17 protein-coding genes are annotated in these 17,109 nt (G+C 52.9%); 16 read left to right on the forward strand and 1 reads right to left on the reverse strand.

The annotated features are described in order from the left end of the window. The first annotated feature begins 19 nt into the window (after positions 1-19). Both fabB and AB4H76_RS07690 read left to right on the forward strand, forming a co-directional pair. Entirely contained in the window at positions 20-1,240 is a 1,221-nt protein-coding gene (fabB, locus tag AB4H76_RS07685; protein ID WP_000817178.1) for a beta-ketoacyl-ACP synthase I, read from the forward strand. Positions 1,241-1,504: 264 nt separating this feature from the next. Further along, positions 1,505-2,683: an MFS transporter gene (locus AB4H76_RS07690; RefSeq protein WP_085452693.1), complete on the forward strand. Its 1,179-nt coding sequence runs from the start codon at positions 1,505-1,507 to the stop codon at positions 2,681-2,683. Here AB4H76_RS07690 and flk read toward each other — a convergent pair. Beyond that, the gene (gene flk, locus AB4H76_RS07695; RefSeq protein ID WP_000615834.1) at positions 2,680-3,675 is read right to left on the reverse strand and encodes a flagella biosynthesis regulator Flk; all 996 of its coding nucleotides are present in this window, start codon (positions 3,673-3,675) and stop codon (positions 2,680-2,682) included. The two genes, AB4H76_RS07690 and flk, sit on opposite strands and share 4 nt — an antisense overlap. Positions 3,676-3,773: 98 nt before the next feature. Between flk and pdxB the strand changes: the two genes are divergently transcribed. From pdxB to AB4H76_RS07765, 14 genes are all read left to right on the forward strand, one after another. Continuing rightward, the gene (gene pdxB / locus AB4H76_RS07700; protein WP_000699121.1) at positions 3,774-4,910 is read left to right on the forward strand and encodes a 4-phosphoerythronate dehydrogenase PdxB; all 1,137 of its coding nucleotides are present in this window, start codon (positions 3,774-3,776) and stop codon (positions 4,908-4,910) included. Positions 4,911-4,975: 65 nt separating this feature from the next. Next, positions 4,976-5,989 (forward strand): aspartate-semialdehyde dehydrogenase, encoded by a 1,014-nt coding sequence (locus AB4H76_RS07705; protein ID WP_001289167.1) that lies wholly within the window; start codon positions 4,976-4,978, stop codon positions 5,987-5,989. Further along, positions 5,989-6,801 (forward strand): tRNA pseudouridine(38-40) synthase TruA, encoded by an 813-nt coding sequence (truA, locus tag AB4H76_RS07710; RefSeq protein ID WP_001283585.1) that lies wholly within the window; start codon positions 5,989-5,991, stop codon positions 6,799-6,801. The genes AB4H76_RS07705 and truA overlap by 1 nt, the downstream gene beginning before the upstream one ends. An 82-nt stretch (positions 6,802-6,883) precedes the next feature. Continuing rightward, complete coding sequence (locus AB4H76_RS07715; protein ID WP_000364335.1) at positions 6,884-7,543, forward strand: DedA family protein; 660 nt, start codon at positions 6,884-6,886, stop codon at positions 7,541-7,543. A 155-nt stretch (positions 7,544-7,698) separates the two neighbouring features. Continuing rightward, positions 7,699-8,613: an acetyl-CoA carboxylase, carboxyltransferase subunit beta gene (accD, locus tag AB4H76_RS07720; RefSeq protein ID WP_000118404.1), complete on the forward strand. Its 915-nt coding sequence runs from the start codon at positions 7,699-7,701 to the stop codon at positions 8,611-8,613. 69 nt (positions 8,614-8,682) lie between these two features. After that, complete coding sequence (gene folC / locus AB4H76_RS07725) at positions 8,683-9,951, forward strand: bifunctional tetrahydrofolate synthase/dihydrofolate synthase (RefSeq protein WP_000584546.1); 1,269 nt, start codon at positions 8,683-8,685, stop codon at positions 9,949-9,951. Then, positions 9,941-10,603 carry a cell division protein DedD gene (dedD, locus tag AB4H76_RS07730; RefSeq protein WP_000146992.1) on the forward strand — a complete coding sequence of 221 codons (663 nt, stop codon included), beginning with the start codon at positions 9,941-9,943 and terminating at the stop codon, positions 10,601-10,603. Before folC ends, dedD begins: the two co-directional genes overlap by 11 nt. A 258-nt stretch (positions 10,604-10,861) precedes the next feature. After that, positions 10,862-11,350, forward strand: a complete 489-nt coding sequence (gene cvpA / locus AB4H76_RS07735; protein ID WP_000262113.1) for a colicin V production protein — start codon at positions 10,862-10,864, stop codon at positions 11,348-11,350. A 36-nt stretch (positions 11,351-11,386) separates the two neighbouring features. Then, positions 11,387-12,904 carry an amidophosphoribosyltransferase gene (purF, locus tag AB4H76_RS07740; RefSeq protein ID WP_000334221.1) on the forward strand — a complete coding sequence of 506 codons (1,518 nt, stop codon included), beginning with the start codon at positions 11,387-11,389 and terminating at the stop codon, positions 12,902-12,904. 94 nt (positions 12,905-12,998) lie between these two features. Continuing rightward, complete coding sequence (gene ubiX, locus AB4H76_RS07745; RefSeq protein WP_000825700.1) at positions 12,999-13,568, forward strand: flavin prenyltransferase UbiX; 570 nt, start codon at positions 12,999-13,001, stop codon at positions 13,566-13,568. Between the two features lie 265 nt (positions 13,569-13,833). Continuing rightward, positions 13,834-14,616 carry a lysine/arginine/ornithine ABC transporter substrate-binding protein ArgT gene (gene argT, locus AB4H76_RS07750; RefSeq protein WP_000748271.1) on the forward strand — a complete coding sequence of 261 codons (783 nt, stop codon included), beginning with the start codon at positions 13,834-13,836 and terminating at the stop codon, positions 14,614-14,616. A 220-nt stretch (positions 14,617-14,836) separates the two neighbouring features. Continuing rightward, positions 14,837-15,619, forward strand: a complete 783-nt coding sequence (hisJ, locus tag AB4H76_RS07755; protein WP_000737621.1) for a histidine ABC transporter substrate-binding protein HisJ — start codon at positions 14,837-14,839, stop codon at positions 15,617-15,619. An 89-nt stretch (positions 15,620-15,708) separates the two neighbouring features. Beyond that, complete coding sequence (hisQ, locus tag AB4H76_RS07760) at positions 15,709-16,395, forward strand: histidine ABC transporter permease HisQ (protein ID WP_000965518.1); 687 nt, start codon at positions 15,709-15,711, stop codon at positions 16,393-16,395. Beyond that, on the forward strand, positions 16,392-17,108 hold the full coding sequence (locus tag AB4H76_RS07765; RefSeq protein WP_000569958.1) for an ABC transporter permease: 717 nt from the start codon (positions 16,392-16,394) through the stop codon (positions 17,106-17,108). The genes hisQ and AB4H76_RS07765 overlap by 4 nt, the downstream gene beginning before the upstream one ends. Position 17,109 lies beyond the last annotated feature (1 nt).

Below are 17,109 nucleotides of genomic sequence, written 5' to 3' on the forward strand. Positions count from 1 at the left end.
CGACTTACAGAGGTATTGAATGAAACGTGCAGTGATTACTGGCCTGGGCATTGTTTCCAGCATCGGTAATAACCAGCAGGAAGTCCTGGCATCTCTGCGTGAAGGACGTTCAGGGATCACTTTCTCTCAGGAGCTGAAGGATTCCGGCATGCGTAGCCACGTCTGGGGCAACGTAAAACTGGATACCACTGGCCTCATTGACCGCAAAGTTGTGCGCTTTATGAGCGACGCATCCATTTATGCATTCCTTTCTATGGAGCAGGCAATCGCTGATGCGGGCCTCTCTCCGGAAGCTTACCAGAATAACCCGCGCGTTGGCCTGATTGCAGGTTCCGGCGGCGGCTCCCCGCGTTTCCAGGTGTTCGGCGCTGACGCAATGCGCGGCCCGCGCGGCCTGAAAGCGGTTGGCCCGTATGTGGTCACCAAAGCGATGGCATCCGGCGTTTCTGCCTGCCTCGCCACCCCGTTTAAAATTCATGGCGTTAACTACTCCATCAGCTCCGCGTGTGCGACTTCCGCACACTGTATCGGTAACGCAGTAGAGCAGATCCAACTGGGCAAACAGGACATCGTGTTTGCTGGCGGCGGCGAAGAGCTGTGCTGGGAAATGGCTTGCGAATTCGACGCAATGGGTGCGCTGTCTACTAAATACAACGACACCCCGGAAAAAGCCTCCCGTACTTACGACGCTCACCGTGACGGTTTCGTTATCGCTGGCGGCGGCGGTATGGTAGTGGTTGAAGAGCTGGAACACGCGCTGGCGCGTGGTGCTCACATCTATGCTGAAATCGTTGGCTACGGCGCAACCTCTGATGGTGCAGACATGGTTGCTCCGTCTGGCGAAGGCGCAGTACGCTGCATGAAGATGGCGATGCATGGCGTTGATACCCCAATCGATTACCTGAACTCCCACGGTACTTCGACTCCGGTTGGCGACGTGAAAGAGCTGGCAGCTATCCGTGAAGTGTTCGGCGATAAGAGCCCGGCGATTTCTGCAACCAAAGCCATGACCGGTCACTCTCTGGGCGCTGCTGGCGTACAGGAAGCTATCTACTCTCTGCTGATGCTGGAACACGGCTTTATCGCCCCGAGCATCAACATTGAAGAGCTGGACGAGCAGGCTGCGGGTCTGAACATCGTGACCGAAACGACCGATCGCGAACTGACCACCGTTATGTCTAACAGCTTCGGCTTCGGCGGCACCAACGCCACGCTGGTAATGCGCAAGCTGAAAGATTAATTCGCAGTAGGTCGGAGTAGACGCGCCAGCGTCGCATCCGACGTTACGCGCCAATGCGGCCTCCGGCACTAACGCAAAAGGGAACCTGATGGTTCCCTTTTTCACATCATTGACAATCGCCGCCAGTTCCAGGCAAACTTCCCGCTTTGTCGATTTCCTTCTGAAAAGACGTACGCGTTAAATCCTGCCAACGCACCGTAACCCTGAAACCAGAGAGATGAGACGGGGATACTCCTCGCCTTGCGCTGCATTCTGGAGTAATGCATGACTGCTGTAAGCCAAACCGAAACACGATCTTCTGCCAATTTTTCGCTCTTCCGCATCGCTTTTGCGGTTTTTCTCACCTACATGACCGTAGGGCTGCCGTTGCCGGTTATCCCGCTGTTTGTTCATCATGATCTGGGCTATGGCAATACCATGGTCGGGATTGCCGTCGGGATTCAGTTTCTGGCTACGGTGCTGACGCGTGGCTATGCCGGGCGACTGGCCGATCAATATGGCGCAAAACGTTCGGCGCTTCAGGGGATATTAGCTTGTGGTCTGGCTGGCGGCGCGTTGCTGCTGGCGGCGATTTTGCCTGTCTCCGCACCGTTCAAATTTGCCCTGTTGGTCATCGGGCGTTTGATTCTTGGCTTTGGTGAAAGCCAGTTACTGACAGGCGCTCTGACCTGGGGGTTAGGCATCGTAGGGCCAAAACACTCTGGCAAAGTGATGTCATGGAATGGAATGGCGATTTACGGTGCCCTCGCTGTTGGTGCTCCGCTTGGCCTGTTGATTCATAGCCATTACGGTTTTGCCGCACTGGCGATCACCACAATGGTATTACCCTTACTGGCGTGGGCCTGTAACGGCACAGTGCGCAAAGTACCGGCCCTGGCGGGAGAACGTCCATCGCTGTGGAGCGTTGTCGGGCTTATCTGGAAACCAGGGTTAGGTCTGGCACTACAAGGCGTTGGTTTTGCTGTTATCGGGACTTTCGTTTCGCTCTACTTTGCCAGCAAAGGATGGGCGATGGCGGGCTTTACTCTTACCGCGTTTGGCGGCGCATTTGTCGTGATGCGCGTCATGTTTGGCTGGATGCCGGACCGTTTTGGCGGCGTGAAAGTGGCGATTGTCTCTCTGCTTGTAGAAACGGTGGGCTTGTTGCTGCTCTGGCAAGCCCCAGGTGCATGGGTCGCATTAGCGGGCGCGGCGTTAACCGGAGCCGGATGTTCGCTTATCTTTCCTGCGCTGGGCGTGGAGGTGGTTAAACGCGTCCCCTCACAAGTTCGCGGCACCGCACTGGGCGGTTACGCCGCGTTTCAGGATATCGCCCTCGGCGTCTCCGGGCCGCTGGCGGGAATGCTGGCGACCACGTTTGGTTACTCTTCGGTATTTCTTGCCGGGGCGATCTCTGCGGTGCTGGGTATTATTGTCACGATACTGTCATTTCGTCGGGGTTAACGAACCAGCCAGACCAGCATCAGGATAATCGCGACTAACAGTATCCACAGCGCGGGACGCGTTGCCATATTTTGCAACGTGTCCATCATCGGTGGAAAAGGATTAAGCAGCGGTTGCATAACACGCGGATCAATCCCTTTAACCCGCCGTTGATAAAGCTGATTAAGAATATCCTCGGCCTGGGCAGAAGAAAGCGATGATTGCGCAGAAAGACCATATTTTTGCTGGATATATGCCGATAACGCCGCCAGTTCACTGGCATCTAAAGGTTGTTTTAGCGTCATCTGTAGTGATTCCAGCGTCGGCGTATTTTGCTGGCTTAGCGTCTGACGCGCCTGTAGCCAGGTCACCAGATGGTTAAACAGTTTCGCTGGAATTAACTCGCCATCTTTCACCCCGGAAAGTTCCAGCATCGATTGCCAGATCTGTTTGCTGGGTTCCCCCGTTGCCGCCGCAAGTTTGGTCACCAGCTGTTTTAGCGCATTGTGCTCCGCCGGTAATAAAGGACGGTCGGTCGCCTCGCGCTGCTGTGGTTGCGGAATAACCATCTTCCCTTCCTGCAACAGGGTGAGAATGGTTTTTAATTGCTCCGGTGAGAGCTGATTCAGCGGCGTCTGACCAAAGTTATGACGGATATAATCCGTGACCGCCTGACGATTATTCCCCAGACGTAAATACTCCCCTAATTGCGCTAAAAGCTGGCGGGCAGAATGGCTTTTTTGCGCGGCCAGCAGACGTTGCGCCAGATTATGCTCAGCGGCAGGGAAGTGACGCGAAAGCAGCGGTGAATCTCCCGACAGACCAATATCGTGCCTGATACCCGCCCACAGTTCTGCTCTTTGCTGTTGCGTCAGTGAGGTCACTTTCGTCATTAAGCTTTCCAGCGAAGTACGTTGCTGACTGGATAAAGGCTGATTGCCCGTGCCAGACGGCAGATTATCTCCCTGACCTGGTGGTTGCCCAGGAGGAGGGCCGGAAATAGGTTGTATCATTACGTATCCTTATACCTGAAATCTTCGCAAGTATGCCTGGCCGCGAGATTATGGCACACTTGTCCGGTTAACTCTCGTCTCATACAGGTAACACAAACGTGAAAATCCTTGTTGATGAAAATATGCCTTATGCCCGCGACTTATTTAGCCGTTTGGGTGAGGTGACCGCGGTTCCCGGGCGTCCAATCCCCGTCGCTCAACTGGCAGACGCGGATGCGCTGATGGTGCGTTCGGTCACGAAAGTGAATGAATCTTTGCTGGCAGGAAAACCCATTAAATTTGTTGGCACTGCCACTGCGGGGACCGACCATGTCGATGAAGCATGGTTGAAGCAGGCGGGAATTGGTTTTTCCGCTGCACCTGGCTGTAATGCGATTGCGGTGGTGGAATATGTTTTCTCCTCACTACTGATGCTTGCCGAACGCGATGGATTTTCACTGCACGACCGTACGGTGGGGATCGTGGGCGTTGGTAACGTTGGACGTCGATTGCAGGCGCGACTGGAAGCGTTAGGGATTAAAACATTGCTTTGCGATCCGCCTCGCGCTGACCGTGGGGATGAGGGTGATTTCCGCTCGCTGGATGAATTAGTTCAGCATGCGGATATTCTGACTTTCCATACGCCACTCTTCAAAGATGGGCCGTACAAAACGCTGCATCTGGCGGATGAAAAACTGATCCGTAGCCTGAAGCCGGGAGCGATTCTGATTAACGCCTGCCGTGGCGCAGTCGTCGATAATACTGCGTTGCTGACCTGCCTGAATGAAGGCCAGAAGTTAAGCGTAGTGCTGGATGTCTGGGAAGGCGAACCGGAACTTAACGTGGAGTTGCTGACAAAAGTGGATATCGGCACGCCGCATATCGCAGGTTATACCCTGGAAGGTAAAGCACGCGGTACTACGCAAGTGTTTGAAGCCTATAGCAAGTTTATTGGGCATGAACAGCACGTTGCGCTGGATACATTACTGCCCGCGCCAGAGTTTGGTCGCATTACGCTGCATGGCCCGCTCGATCAACCGACGCTGAAAAGGCTGGTGCATTTGGTGTATGATGTGCGCCGCGATGACGCACCGCTGCGTAAAGTCGCCGGGATACCGGGTGAGTTCGATAAACTGCGCAAAAACTATCTTGAGCGCCGTGAATGGTCATCTCTGTATGTAATTTGTGATGACGCCAGTGCGGCATCATTGCTGTGTAAACTGGGTTTTAACGCCGTTCATCATCCGGCACGTTAATCTCTTCTTCATGCTCTCTGCTGTAACATTGGCAGGGAGCTTTGCTATTTCTGGAGTAAACCACCATGTCTGAAGGCTGGAACATTGCCGTCCTGGGCGCAACTGGCGCTGTGGGCGAAGCCCTGCTTGAAACGCTGGCTGAACGTCAGTTCCCGGTTGGGGAAATTTATGCACTGGCACGTAACGAAAGCGCAGGCGAACAACTGCGCTTTGGTGGTAAGACAATCACCGTGCAGGATGCCGCTGAATTCGACTGGACGCAGGCGCAGCTGGCATTTTTTGTCGCAGGCAAAGAAGCTACCGCTGCCTGGGTTGAAGAAGCGACCAACTCAGGTTGCCTGGTGATCGACAGCAGTGGATTGTTTGCTCTCGAACCCGACGTACCGCTGGTGGTGCCGGAAGTAAACCCGTTTGTACTGACAGATTACCGGAACCGGAATGTCATCGCCGTACCAGACAGTCTGACCAGCCAGCTGCTGGCGGCACTGAAACCGTTAATCGATCAGGGCGGTTTATCACGTATCAGCGTTACCAGCCTGATTTCAGCCTCCGCCCAGGGCAAAAAAGCGGTCGATGCGTTAGCGGGGCAGAGTGCGAAATTGCTCAACGGCATTCCGATTGACGAAGAAGATTTCTTCGGGCGTCAGCTGGCGTTCAACATGCTGCCGTTACTGCCGGATAGCGAAGGTAGCGTGCGTGAAGAACGTCGTATCGTTGACGAAGTACGCAAAATCCTGCAGGACGAAGGGCTGATGATTTCGGCTAGCGTCGTCCAGGCACCGGTATTCTACGGTCATGCCCAGATGGTCAACTTTGAAGCTCTGCGTCCACTGGCAGCAGAAGAAGCGCGTGATGCGTTTGTTCAAGGCGAAGATATTGTGCTCTCTGAAGAGAACGAATTCCCAACTCAGGTAGGTGATGCTTCGGGTACGCCGCATCTTTCTGTTGGCTGCGTGCGTAATGACTACGGTATGCCGGAGCAAGTCCAGTTCTGGTCGGTGGCCGATAACGTTCGCTTTGGCGGCGCGCTGATGGCAGTAAAAATCGCCGAGAAACTGGTGCAGGAGTATCTGTACTAATGTCCGACCAGCAACAACCGCCAGTTTATAAAATTGCGCTGGGCATTGAGTACGACGGCAGTAAGTATTACGGCTGGCAACGGCAGAACGAAGTTCGCAGTGTGCAGGAGAAGCTGGAAAAGGCGCTCTCCCAGGTGGCGAACGAACCCATCACCGTCTTCTGCGCCGGGCGTACTGACGCAGGGGTACACGGTACCGGGCAGGTTGTGCATTTCGAAACAACCGCGCTGCGCAAAGACGCGGCGTGGACCTTGGGCGTAAATGCGAATTTACCTGGTGACATCGCTGTGCGTTGGGTTAAAGCTGTACCTGATGATTTTCATGCCCGATTTAGCGCCACGGCTCGCCGTTATCGCTACATCATCTACAATCATCGGCTGCGCCCGGCGGTACTGAGTAAAGGGGTAACCCATTTTTACGAACCGCTGGACGCTGAACGGATGCATCGGGCTGCGCAATGCTTGCTGGGCGAGAATGATTTCACCTCGTTCCGTGCGGTGCAGTGCCAGTCCCGAACCCCGTGGCGCAACGTTATGCATATTAATGTCACGCGTCACGGTCCTTATGTGGTGGTAGATATTAAAGCGAATGCTTTTGTACATCATATGGTCAGGAATATTGTCGGCAGCCTGATGGAAGTCGGTGCCCACAACCAGCCGGAGAGCTGGATAGCAGAGTTGCTGGCGGCAAAGGACAGAACGCTGGCGGCAGCAACGGCAAAAGCGGAAGGGCTGTATCTGGTCGCGGTGGATTACCCTGACCGGTATGATCTTCCAAAACCGCCAATGGGCCCGCTATTTCTGGCGGACTAACGAGAATAATGCTCGGAACATTTCAGGCTGTAGCCAACGTAGTTACAGCCTGAAAGATGACGAGTACAAGGCATAGGCAAATATGGACCTGATTTATTTCCTCATCGATTTTATCCTGCACATTGACGTGCATCTGGCAGAGCTGGTCGCGGAGTACGGCGTCTGGGTTTATGCCATTTTGTTCTTAATTTTGTTCTGTGAAACCGGTCTGGTGGTAACGCCGTTTTTACCGGGTGATTCATTGCTGTTTGTTGCCGGAGCGTTGGCATCACTGGAAACCAACGATCTCAACGTCCATATGATGGTGGTGCTGATGCTGATCGCCGCGATTGTGGGTGACGCGGTCAATTACACTATCGGGCGGTTGTTCGGTGAAAAGTTGTTCAGTAATCCCAATTCGAAAATTTTCCGTCGCAGTTATCTCGACAAAACCCATCAGTTTTATGAGAAACATGGCGGCAAAACGATTATTCTCGCCCGTTTTGTGCCGATCGTCAGAACGTTCGCCCCGTTTGTTGCGGGAATGGGCCACATGTCGTACCGTCATTTCGCCGCTTATAACGTGATCGGCGCACTGTTGTGGGTACTGCTTTTTACCTACGCAGGCTATTTCTTCGGTACAATCCCGATGGTTCAGGATAACCTTAAGCTGCTGATCGTCGGGATTATTGTGGTTTCTATTTTGCCGGGCGTCATCGAAATAATCCGTCACAAACGCGCTGCGGCACGCGCCGCAAAATAAAAAGTAACTCCGCGGTTCGACCACTTTTTTATCCAAAGTTTCGGGCTGTTATGTTTTAATGTGCAACATTCATGGTCTGTTGGGGGCAAAAATGGCATTATGCGTCCCCAAAGATAAAACTGGCATCGAACCAGGTTCAGACAGAAAGGTCCCTAATGAGCTGGATTGAACGAATTAAAAGCAACATTACTCCCACCCGCAAGGCGAGCATTCCTGAAGGGGTGTGGACTAAGTGTGATAGCTGCGGTCAGGTTTTATACCGCGCTGAGCTGGAACGTAATCTTGAGGTCTGTCCGAAGTGTGACCATCACATGCGTATGACAGCGCGTAATCGCCTGCATAGCCTGTTAGATGAAGGAAGCCTTGTGGAGCTGGGTAGCGAGCTTGAGCCGAAAGATGTGCTGAAGTTTCGTGACTCCAAGAAGTATAAAGACCGTCTGGCATCTGCGCAGAAAGAAACCGGCGAAAAAGATGCGCTGGTGGTGATGAAAGGCACTCTGTATGGAATGCCGGTTGTCGCTGCGGCATTCGAGTTCGCCTTTATGGGCGGTTCAATGGGGTCTGTTGTGGGTGCACGTTTCGTGCGTGCCGTTGAGCAGGCGCTGGAAGATAACTGCCCGCTGATCTGCTTCTCCGCCTCTGGTGGCGCACGTATGCAGGAAGCACTGATGTCGCTGATGCAGATGGCGAAAACCTCTGCGGCACTGGCAAAAATGCAGGAGCGCGGCTTGCCGTACATCTCCGTGCTGACCGACCCGACGATGGGCGGTGTTTCTGCAAGTTTCGCCATGCTGGGCGATCTCAACATCGCTGAACCGAAAGCGTTAATCGGCTTTGCCGGTCCGCGTGTTATCGAACAGACCGTTCGCGAAAAACTGCCGCCTGGATTCCAGCGCAGTGAATTCCTGATCGAGAAAGGCGCGATCGACATGATCGTCCGTCGTCCGGAAATGCGCCTGAAACTGGCGAGCATTCTGGCGAAGTTGATGAATCTGCCAGCGCCGAATCCTGAAGCGCCGCGTGAAGGCGTAGTGGTACCCCCGGTACCGGATCAGGAACCTGAGGCCTGATAACTGATAAGGGCAGGGCCACTGGCTCTGCCCTTTTGCTATTCTCACCGTAACGAATCAGCGGATACCATGATTATCAAACGCACTCCTCAAGCCGCGTCGCCTCTGGCTTCGTGGCTTTCTTATCTGGAAAACCTGCACAGTAAAACTATCGATCTCGGCCTTGAGCGCGTGAGCCTGGTCGCGGCGCGTCTTGGCGTCCTGAAACCAGCGCCATTTGTGTTTACCGTTGCGGGTACGAATGGCAAAGGCACCACCTGCCGTACGCTGGAGTCGATTCTGATGGCGGCAGGGTACAAAGTGGGCGTCTACAGTTCGCCTCATCTGGTGCGTTATACCGAGCGCGTACGTGTGCAGGGCCAGGAATTGCCGGAATCGGCCCACACCGCCTCTTTTGCGGAGATTGAATCGGCACGCGGTGATATTTCCCTGACCTATTTCGAGTACGGTACGCTGTCGGCGTTGTGGCTGTTCAAGCAGGCACAACTTGACGTGGTGATTCTGGAAGTAGGGCTGGGCGGTCGTCTGGACGCAACCAATATTGTCGACGCCGATGTCGCGGTAGTAACCAGTATTGCGCTGGATCATACCGACTGGCTGGGTCCAGATCGCGAAAGTATTGGTCGCGAGAAAGCAGGCATCTTCCGCAGCGAAAAACCGGCAATTGTCGGTGAGCCGGAAATGCCTTCTACCATTGCTGATGTGGCGCAGGAAAAAGGTGCACTGTTACAACGTCGGGGCGTTGAGTGGAACTATTCCGTCACCGATCATGACTGGGCGTTTAGCGATGCTCACGGCACGCTGGAAAATCTGCCGTTGCCGCTTGTCCCGCAACCGAATGCCGCAACAGCGCTGGCGGCACTGCGTGCCAGCGGGCTGGAAGTCAGTGAAAATGCCATTCGCGACGGGATTGCCAGCGCAATTTTGCCGGGACGTTTCCAGATTGTGAGCGAGTCGCCACGCGTTATTTTTGATGTCGCGCATAATCCACATGCGGCGGAATATCTCACCGGGCGTATGAAAGCGCTACCGAAAAACGGGCGCGTGCTGGCGGTTATCGGTATGCTACATGATAAAGATATTGCCGGAACTCTGGCCTGGTTGAAAAGCGTGGTTGATGACTGGTATTGTGCGCCACTGGAAGGGCCGCGCGGTGCCACGGCAGAACAACTGCTTGAGCATTTGGGTAACGGCAAATCATTTGATAGCGTTGCGCAGGCATGGGATGCCGCAATGGCGGACGCTAAAGCGGAAGACACCGTGCTGGTGTGTGGTTCTTTCCACACGGTCGCACATGTCATGGAAGTGATTGACGCGAGGAGAAGCGGTGGCAAGTAAGTTTCAGAATCGGTTAGTGGGCACGATCGTGCTGGTGGCGCTGGGGGTGATTGTACTTCCAGGGCTGCTGGACGGGCAGAAAAAACATTATCAGGATGAGTTCGCGGCTATCCCGCTGGTGCCGAAAGCGGGCGATCGTGATGAGCCTGATATGATGCCAGCCGCCACCCAGGCGTTACCGACGCAGCCGCCGGAAGGCGCAGCGGAAGAGGTGCGGGCAGGTGATGCCGCAGCACCGTCGCTCGATCCGGCCACTATTGCAGCCAATAACACCGAGTTTGAACCGGAACCTGCACCGGTCGCCCCACCGAAGCCGAAACCGGTGGAGCCGCCTAAACCAAAGGTTGAAGCACCACCTGCGCCGAAGCCAGAACCGAAGCCGGTCGTGGAAGAAAAAGCTGCACCGACGGGTAAAGCCTATGTTGTGCAACTGGGTGCGCTGAAAAATGCCGATAAAGTGAATGAGATTGTCGGTAAGCTGCGCGGTGCCGGTTATCGGGTTTATACGTCGCCATCCACGCCAGTGCAGGGTAAAATTACCCGTATTCTGGTTGGGCCGGATGCCTCGAAAGATAAGCTGAAAGGTTCGCTGGGTGAGTTGAAGCAACTTTCTGGCTTAAGTGGCGTGGTAATGGGCTATACGCCGAATTAATACGGTCTTGCCTGATGCGACGCTGGCGCGTCTTATCAGGCCTACGCAGGGGTAGAACCGTAGGTCGGATAAGGCGTTTACGCCGCATCCGACACGCATTGCCCGATGCCGCAAAGGCATAAAAAGTCGATGGCGTTGAATATTTTTTCAGCGCCATTTTTATTGATGCGCGGGAAGGAAATCCCTACGCAAACGTTTTCTTTTTCTGTTAGAATGCGCCCCGAACAGGATGACAGGGCGTAAAATCGTGGGACACATATGGTCTGGATTGATTACGCCATAATCGCGGTGATTGCTTTTTCCTCTCTGGTTAGCCTGATCCGCGGCTTTGTTCGTGAAGCGTTATCGCTGGTGACATGGGGTTGTGCTTTCTTTGTTGCCAGTCATTACTACACTTACCTGTCAGTCTGGTTTACGGGCTTTGAAGACGAACTGGTTCGAAATGGGATTGCCATCGCGGTACTGTTTATCGCTACCCTGATCGTTGGTGCTATCGTGAACTTCGTGATAGGCCAGTTGGTGGAGAAAACGGGGTTGTCAGGCACCGATCGGGTGCTGGGCGTCTGTTTCGGTGCGTTGCGCGGTGTGTTGATTGTTGCTGCCATTCTCTTCTTTCTCGACTCCTTTACCGGGGTGTCGAAAAGCGAAGACTGGAGCAAATCACAGCTGATCCCGCAATTCAGTTTTATCATCAGATGGTTTTTTGATTATCTGCAAAGCTCGTCAAGTTTCTTGCCCAGAGCGTAAGTGCTCTGAGATGTGGCTTAACGAGGAAAAAGACGTATGTGCGGTATTGTCGGTATCGCCGGTGTTATGCCGGTTAACCAGTCGATTTATGATGCCTTAACGGTGCTTCAGCATCGCGGTCAGGATGCCGCCGGCATCATCACCATAGATGCCAATAACTGCTTCCGTTTGCGTAAAGCGAACGGGCTGGTGAGCGATGTATTTGAAGCTCGCCATATGCAGCGTTTGCAGGGCAATATGGGCATTGGTCATGTGCGTTACCCCACGGCTGGCAGCTCCAGCGCCTCTGAAGCGCAGCCGTTTTACGTTAACTCCCCGTATGGCATTACGCTTGCCCACAACGGCAATCTGACCAACGCTCACGAGTTGCGTAAAAAACTGTTTGAAGAAAAACGCCGCCACATCAACACCACTTCCGACTCGGAAATTCTGCTTAATATCTTCGCCAGCGAGCTGGACAATTTCCGCCACTACCCGCTGGAAGCCGACAATATTTTCGCTGCCATTGCTGCCACAAACCGCTTAATCCGCGGCGCGTATGCCTGTGTGGCGATGATTATCGGCCACGGTATGGTTGCTTTCCGCGATCCAAACGGGATTCGTCCGCTGGTACTGGGAAAACGTGATATTGACGAGAACCGTACAGAATATATGGTCGCTTCCGAAAGCGTAGCGCTCGATACGCTGGGCTTTGATTTCCTGCGTGACGTCGCGCCGGGCGAAGCGATTTACATCACTGAAGAAGGGCAGTTGTTTACCCGTCAATGTGCTGACAATCCGGTCAGCAATCCGTGCCTGTTTGAGTATGTATACTTTGCTCGCCCGGACTCGTTCATCGACAAAATTTCCGTTTACAGCGCGCGTGTGAATATGGGCACGAAACTGGGCGAGAAAATTGCCCGCGAATGGGAAGATCTGGATATCGACGTGGTGATCCCGATCCCAGAAACCTCGTGTGATATCGCGCTGGAAATTGCTCGTATTCTGGGCAAACCGTACCGCCAGGGCTTCGTTAAAAACCGCTATGTTGGCCGCACCTTTATCATGCCGGGCCAGCAGCTGCGTCGTAAGTCCGTGCGCCGTAAACTGAATGCCAACCGCGCCGAGTTCCGCGATAAAAACGTCCTGCTGGTCGACGACTCCATCGTCCGTGGCACCACTTCTGAGCAGATTATCGAGATGGCACGCGAAGCCGGAGCGAAGAAAGTGTACCTCGCTTCTGCGGCACCGGAAATTCGCTTCCCGAACGTTTATGGTATTGATATGCCGAGCGCCACGGAGCTAATCGCTCACGGTCGTGAAGTGGATGAAATTCGCCAGATCATCGGTGCTGACGGGTTGATTTTCCAGGATCTGAACGATCTGATCGAAGCCGTCCGCGCGGAAAACCCGGATATTCAGCAGTTTGAATGCTCGGTATTCAACGGCGTCTACGTCACCAAAGACGTTGATCAGGGCTACCTCGATTTCCTCGATACGTTACGTAATGATGACGCCAAAGCAGTGCAACGTCAGAACGAAGTGGAAAATCTCGAAATGCATAACGAAGGATGATGCCTTCGCTGAGGGTGCCGGTCTGGCACCCTGACTTGCAACTCCCGCCGAAATCCTGCAAAGTCTGCCTGCAAGTCTGACAGGGCAACTATTTATGAAACGACTCATTGTAGGCATCAGCGGTGCCAGCGGCGCGATTTATGGCGTGCGCTTATTACAGGTTCTGCGCGATGTCACAGATATCGAAACGCATCTGGTGATGAGCCAGGCAGCGCGCCAGACCTTATCCCTCGAAACGGATTTTTCTCTGCGCGAAGTGCAGGCATTAGCCGATGTCACGCACGATGCGCGCGATATTGCCGCCAGCATCTCTTCCGGTTCTTTCCAGACGCTGGGGATGGTGATTTTACCCTGTTCAATCAAAACCCTTTCCGGCATTGTCCATAGCTATACTGATGGCTTACTGACCCGTGCGGCAGATGTGGTGCTGAAAGAGCGTCGCCCGTTGGTGCTCTGCGTGCGTGAAACACCATTGCACTTAGGCCATCTGCGTTTAATGACTCAGGCGGCAGAAATCGGTGCGGTGATTATGCCTCCCGTTCCGGCGTTTTATCATCGCCCGCAATCCCTTGATGATGTGATAAATCAGACGGTTAATCGTGTTCTTGACCAGTTTGCGATAACCCTTCCTGAAGATCTCTTTGCCCGCTGGCAGGGCGCATAACTCCGCTGTTGCCCTGTTTCAGGGCAATTTTGCAACCGCGATCAAATCCTCGACATTTTGTTTCTGCCATTCAATCGAAACGCTGCGATTCAACCGCTATACCTGCTATCTTCAACTTCAGGACAATAATGTAACGTCTTATTAACATATTTAACGTTGAATGTTACTGTTGTCGTCAAGATGGCATAAGACCTGCATGAAAGAGCCTGCAAACACACAACACAATACACAACATAAAAAAGCCATTTTCACTTGAGGGTTATGTATGAAGAAGTCGATTCTCGCTCTGTCTTTGTTAGTCGGTCTCTCCACAGCGGCTTCCAGCTATGCGGCGCTACCGGAGACGGTACGTATCGGAACCGATACCACCTACGCACCGTTCTCATCGAAAGATGCTAAAGGTGATTTTGTTGGCTTTGATATCGATCTCGGTAACGAGATGTGCAAACGGATGCAGGTGAAATGTACCTGGGTTGCCAGTGACTTTGACGCGCTGATCCCCTCACTGAAAGCGAAAAAAATCGACGCTATTATTTCGTCGCTTTCCATTACCGATAAACGTCAGCAGGAGATTGCCTTCTCCGACAAGCTGTACGCCGCAGATTCTCGTTTGATTGCGGCCAAAGGTTCACCGATTCAGCCAACGCTGGATTCACTGAAAGGTAAACATGTTGGTGTGCTGCAGGGATCAACCCAGGAAGCTTACGCTAACGAGACCTGGCGTAGTAAAGGCGTGGATGTGGTGGCCTATGCCAACCAGGATTTGGTCTATTCCGATCTGGCTGCAGGACGTCTGGATGCTGCGTTACAAGATGAAGTTGCTGCCAGCGAAGGATTCCTCAAGCAACCTGCTGGTAAAGATTTCGCCTTTGCTGGCTCATCAGTAAAAGACAAAAAATACTTCGGTGATGGCACCGGTGTAGGGCTACGTAAAGATGATGCTGAACTGACGGCTGCCTTCAATAAGGCGCTTGGCGAGCTGCGTCAGGACGGCACCTACGACAAGATGGCGAAAAAGTATTTCGACTTTAATGTCTACGGTGACTGATACGTCGCTGGGAAGCTGTACCTGATGGAATGATCATCATGGTGCACGCCAGGTTTGTTGCACTATCGTGGTGCATTGAAATGCATACTTAAGCATTTTTAATGAAAAATAATACGTCTAACGGGGCGGGATATTTTGCCTTGATGGTCAATTTTATGGCACGATAAGTGTAACAAACCTGTAAATATTCCCTATAAAAAGACTGTCAGTTGAGGACATTATGAAAAAACTGGTGCTATCGCTCTCTCTGGTTCTGGCCTTCTCCAGCGCAACTGCGGCATTTGCTGCGATTCCGCAAAACATCCGCATCGGTACCGACCCGACCTATGCGCCATTTGAATCAAAAAATTCACAAGGCGAACTGGTTGGCTTCGATATCGATCTGGCAAAGGAATTATGCAAACGCATCAATACGCAATGTACGTTTGTCGAAAATCCGCTGGATGCGTTAATCCCGTCCTTAAAAGCGAAGAAGATTGACGCCATCATGTCATCGCTTTCCATTACGGAAAAACGTCAGCAAGAAATAGCCTTCACCGACAAACTGTACGCTGCCGATTCTCGTTTGGTGGTGGCGAAAAATTCTGACATTCAGCCGACAGTCGAGTCGCTGAAAGGCAAACGGGTAGGCGTATTGCAGGGCACCACCCAGGAGACGTTCGGTAATGAACATTGGGCACCAAAAGGCATTGAAATCGTCTCGTATCAGGGGCAGGACAACATTTATTCTGACCTGACTGCCGGACGTATTGATGCCGCGTTCCAGGATGAGGTCGCCGCCAGCGAAGGTTTCCTCAAACAACCTGTCGGTAAAGATTACAAATTCGGTGGCCCGTCTGTTAAAGATGAAAAACTGTTTGGCGTAGGGACCGGCATGGGCCTGCGTAAAGAAGATAACGAACTGCGCGAAGCACTGAACAAAGCCTTTGCCGAAATGCGCGCTGACGGTACTTACGAGAAATTAGCGAAAAAGTACTTCGATTTTGATGTTTATGGTGGCTAATCGCCATCGGTGAAAGAAAGCCCGCTCCCTTCGGGTAACCGGAGGGAGACAAGAGGCGGTAATTCACCACACACGACAGGACAGGCAGCATGTTGTATGGGTTTTCAGGTGTTATTTTACAGGGTGCGCTCGTCACGCTGGAGCTGGCTATCAGCTCTGTAGTGCTCGCTGTAATCATCGGTTTAATTGGCGCTGGCGGTAAGCTCTCGCAAAATCGGCTTTCGGGGCTGATTTTCGAAGGGTACACCACGCTGATTCGTGGCGTGCCGGACTTAGTGTTGATGCTGCTGATTTTCTACGGTTTGCAGATTGCGCTAAACACGGTGACGGAGGCGATGGGCGTCGGGCAGATTGATATCGATCCGATGGTCGCTGGTATTATCACTCTCGGTTTTATCTACGGTGCTTATTTTACCGAAACGTTCCGTGGTGCTTTTATGGCAGTGCCGAAAGGACATATAGAGGCGGCGACGGCGTTCGGTTTTACTCGTGGGCAAGTGTTTCGGCGGATCATGTTTCCGGCGATGATGCGTTACGCCCTGCCAGGCATTGGCAACAACTGGCAGGTGATCCTCAAATCTACCGCACTGGTTTCGTTACTCGGCCTGGAAGATGTGGTCAAAGCCACCCAACTGGCAGGCAAAAGTACCTGGGAACCGTTCTATTTCGCCATCGTCTGTGGCGTGATTTACCTGGTTTTCACCACTGTTTCCAATGGTGTGCTGCTGTTCCTTGAGCGCCGCTACTCCGTGGGTGTGAAGAGGGCTGACCTGTGATCGAAATCTTACATGAATACTGGAAACCGCTGCTGTGGACCGACGGTTATCGCTTTACTGGTGTGGCGATCACTCTGTGGCTGCTTATTTTGTCGGTAGTGATAGGCGGAGTCCTGGCGCTGTTTCTGGCGATTGGTCGTGTCTCCAGTAATAAATACATCCAGTTTCCAATCTGGTTATTTACCTATATTTTTCGCGGTACGCCGCTGTATGTTCAGTTGCTGGTGTTCTATTCCGGCATGTACACGCTTGAGATTGTTAAGGGAACCGAATTCCTTAACGCTTTCTTCCGCAGTGGCCTGAACTGTACCGTGCTGGCGCTGACGCTTAACACCTGCGCTTACACTACCGAGATTTTTGCTGGGGCAATCCGTTCGGTTCCGCATGGGGAAATTGAAGCCGCCAGAGCCTATGGCTTCTCGACTTTTAAAATGTATCGTTGCATTATTTTGCCTTCTGCGCTGCGTATTGCGTTACCGGCATACAGCAACGAAGTGATCCTGATGCTGCACTCTACTGCGCTGGCGTTTACGGCCACTGTGCCGGATCTGCTGAAAATAGCCCGCGATATTAACGCCGCCACGTATCAACCTTTTACCGCCTTCGGCATTGCCGCGGTGCTCTATTTAATCATCTCTTATGTCCTGATCAGCCTCTTTCGCAGAGCGGAAAAACGCTGGTTGCAGCATGTGAAACCTTCTTCAACGCACTGAG

Source organism: Escherichia sp. UTM R2 (assembly GCF_048593455.1).
GTDB lineage: Bacteria > Pseudomonadota > Gammaproteobacteria > Enterobacterales > Enterobacteriaceae > Escherichia > Escherichia coli.

Bases quoted from the DNA above. Each gene is read 5' to 3' on its own strand.
- fabB (WP_000817178.1), top strand. From the start codon at position 20: ATGAAACGTGCAGTGATTACTGGCCTGGGCATTGTTTCCAGCATCGGT.
- AB4H76_RS07690 (WP_085452693.1), top strand. From the start codon at position 1,505: ATGACTGCTGTAAGCCAAACCGAAACACGATCTTCTGCCAATTTTTCG.
- flk (WP_000615834.1), bottom strand. From the start codon at position 3,675: ATGATACAACCTATTTCCGGCCCTCCTCCTGGGCAACCACCAGGTCAG.
- AB4H76_RS07705 (WP_001289167.1), top strand. From the start codon at position 4,976: ATGTCTGAAGGCTGGAACATTGCCGTCCTGGGCGCAACTGGCGCTGTG.
- truA (WP_001283585.1), top strand. From the start codon at position 5,989: ATGTCCGACCAGCAACAACCGCCAGTTTATAAAATTGCGCTGGGCATT.
- AB4H76_RS07715 (WP_000364335.1), top strand. From the start codon at position 6,884: ATGGACCTGATTTATTTCCTCATCGATTTTATCCTGCACATTGACGTG.
- accD (WP_000118404.1), top strand. From the start codon at position 7,699: ATGAGCTGGATTGAACGAATTAAAAGCAACATTACTCCCACCCGCAAG.
- folC (WP_000584546.1), top strand. From the start codon at position 8,683: ATGATTATCAAACGCACTCCTCAAGCCGCGTCGCCTCTGGCTTCGTGG.
- cvpA (WP_000262113.1), top strand. From the start codon at position 10,862: ATGGTCTGGATTGATTACGCCATAATCGCGGTGATTGCTTTTTCCTCT.
- purF (WP_000334221.1), top strand. From the start codon at position 11,387: ATGTGCGGTATTGTCGGTATCGCCGGTGTTATGCCGGTTAACCAGTCG.
- ubiX (WP_000825700.1), top strand. From the start codon at position 12,999: ATGAAACGACTCATTGTAGGCATCAGCGGTGCCAGCGGCGCGATTTAT.
- argT (WP_000748271.1), top strand. From the start codon at position 13,834: ATGAAGAAGTCGATTCTCGCTCTGTCTTTGTTAGTCGGTCTCTCCACA.
- hisJ (WP_000737621.1), top strand. From the start codon at position 14,837: ATGAAAAAACTGGTGCTATCGCTCTCTCTGGTTCTGGCCTTCTCCAGC.
- hisQ (WP_000965518.1), top strand. From the start codon at position 15,709: ATGTTGTATGGGTTTTCAGGTGTTATTTTACAGGGTGCGCTCGTCACG.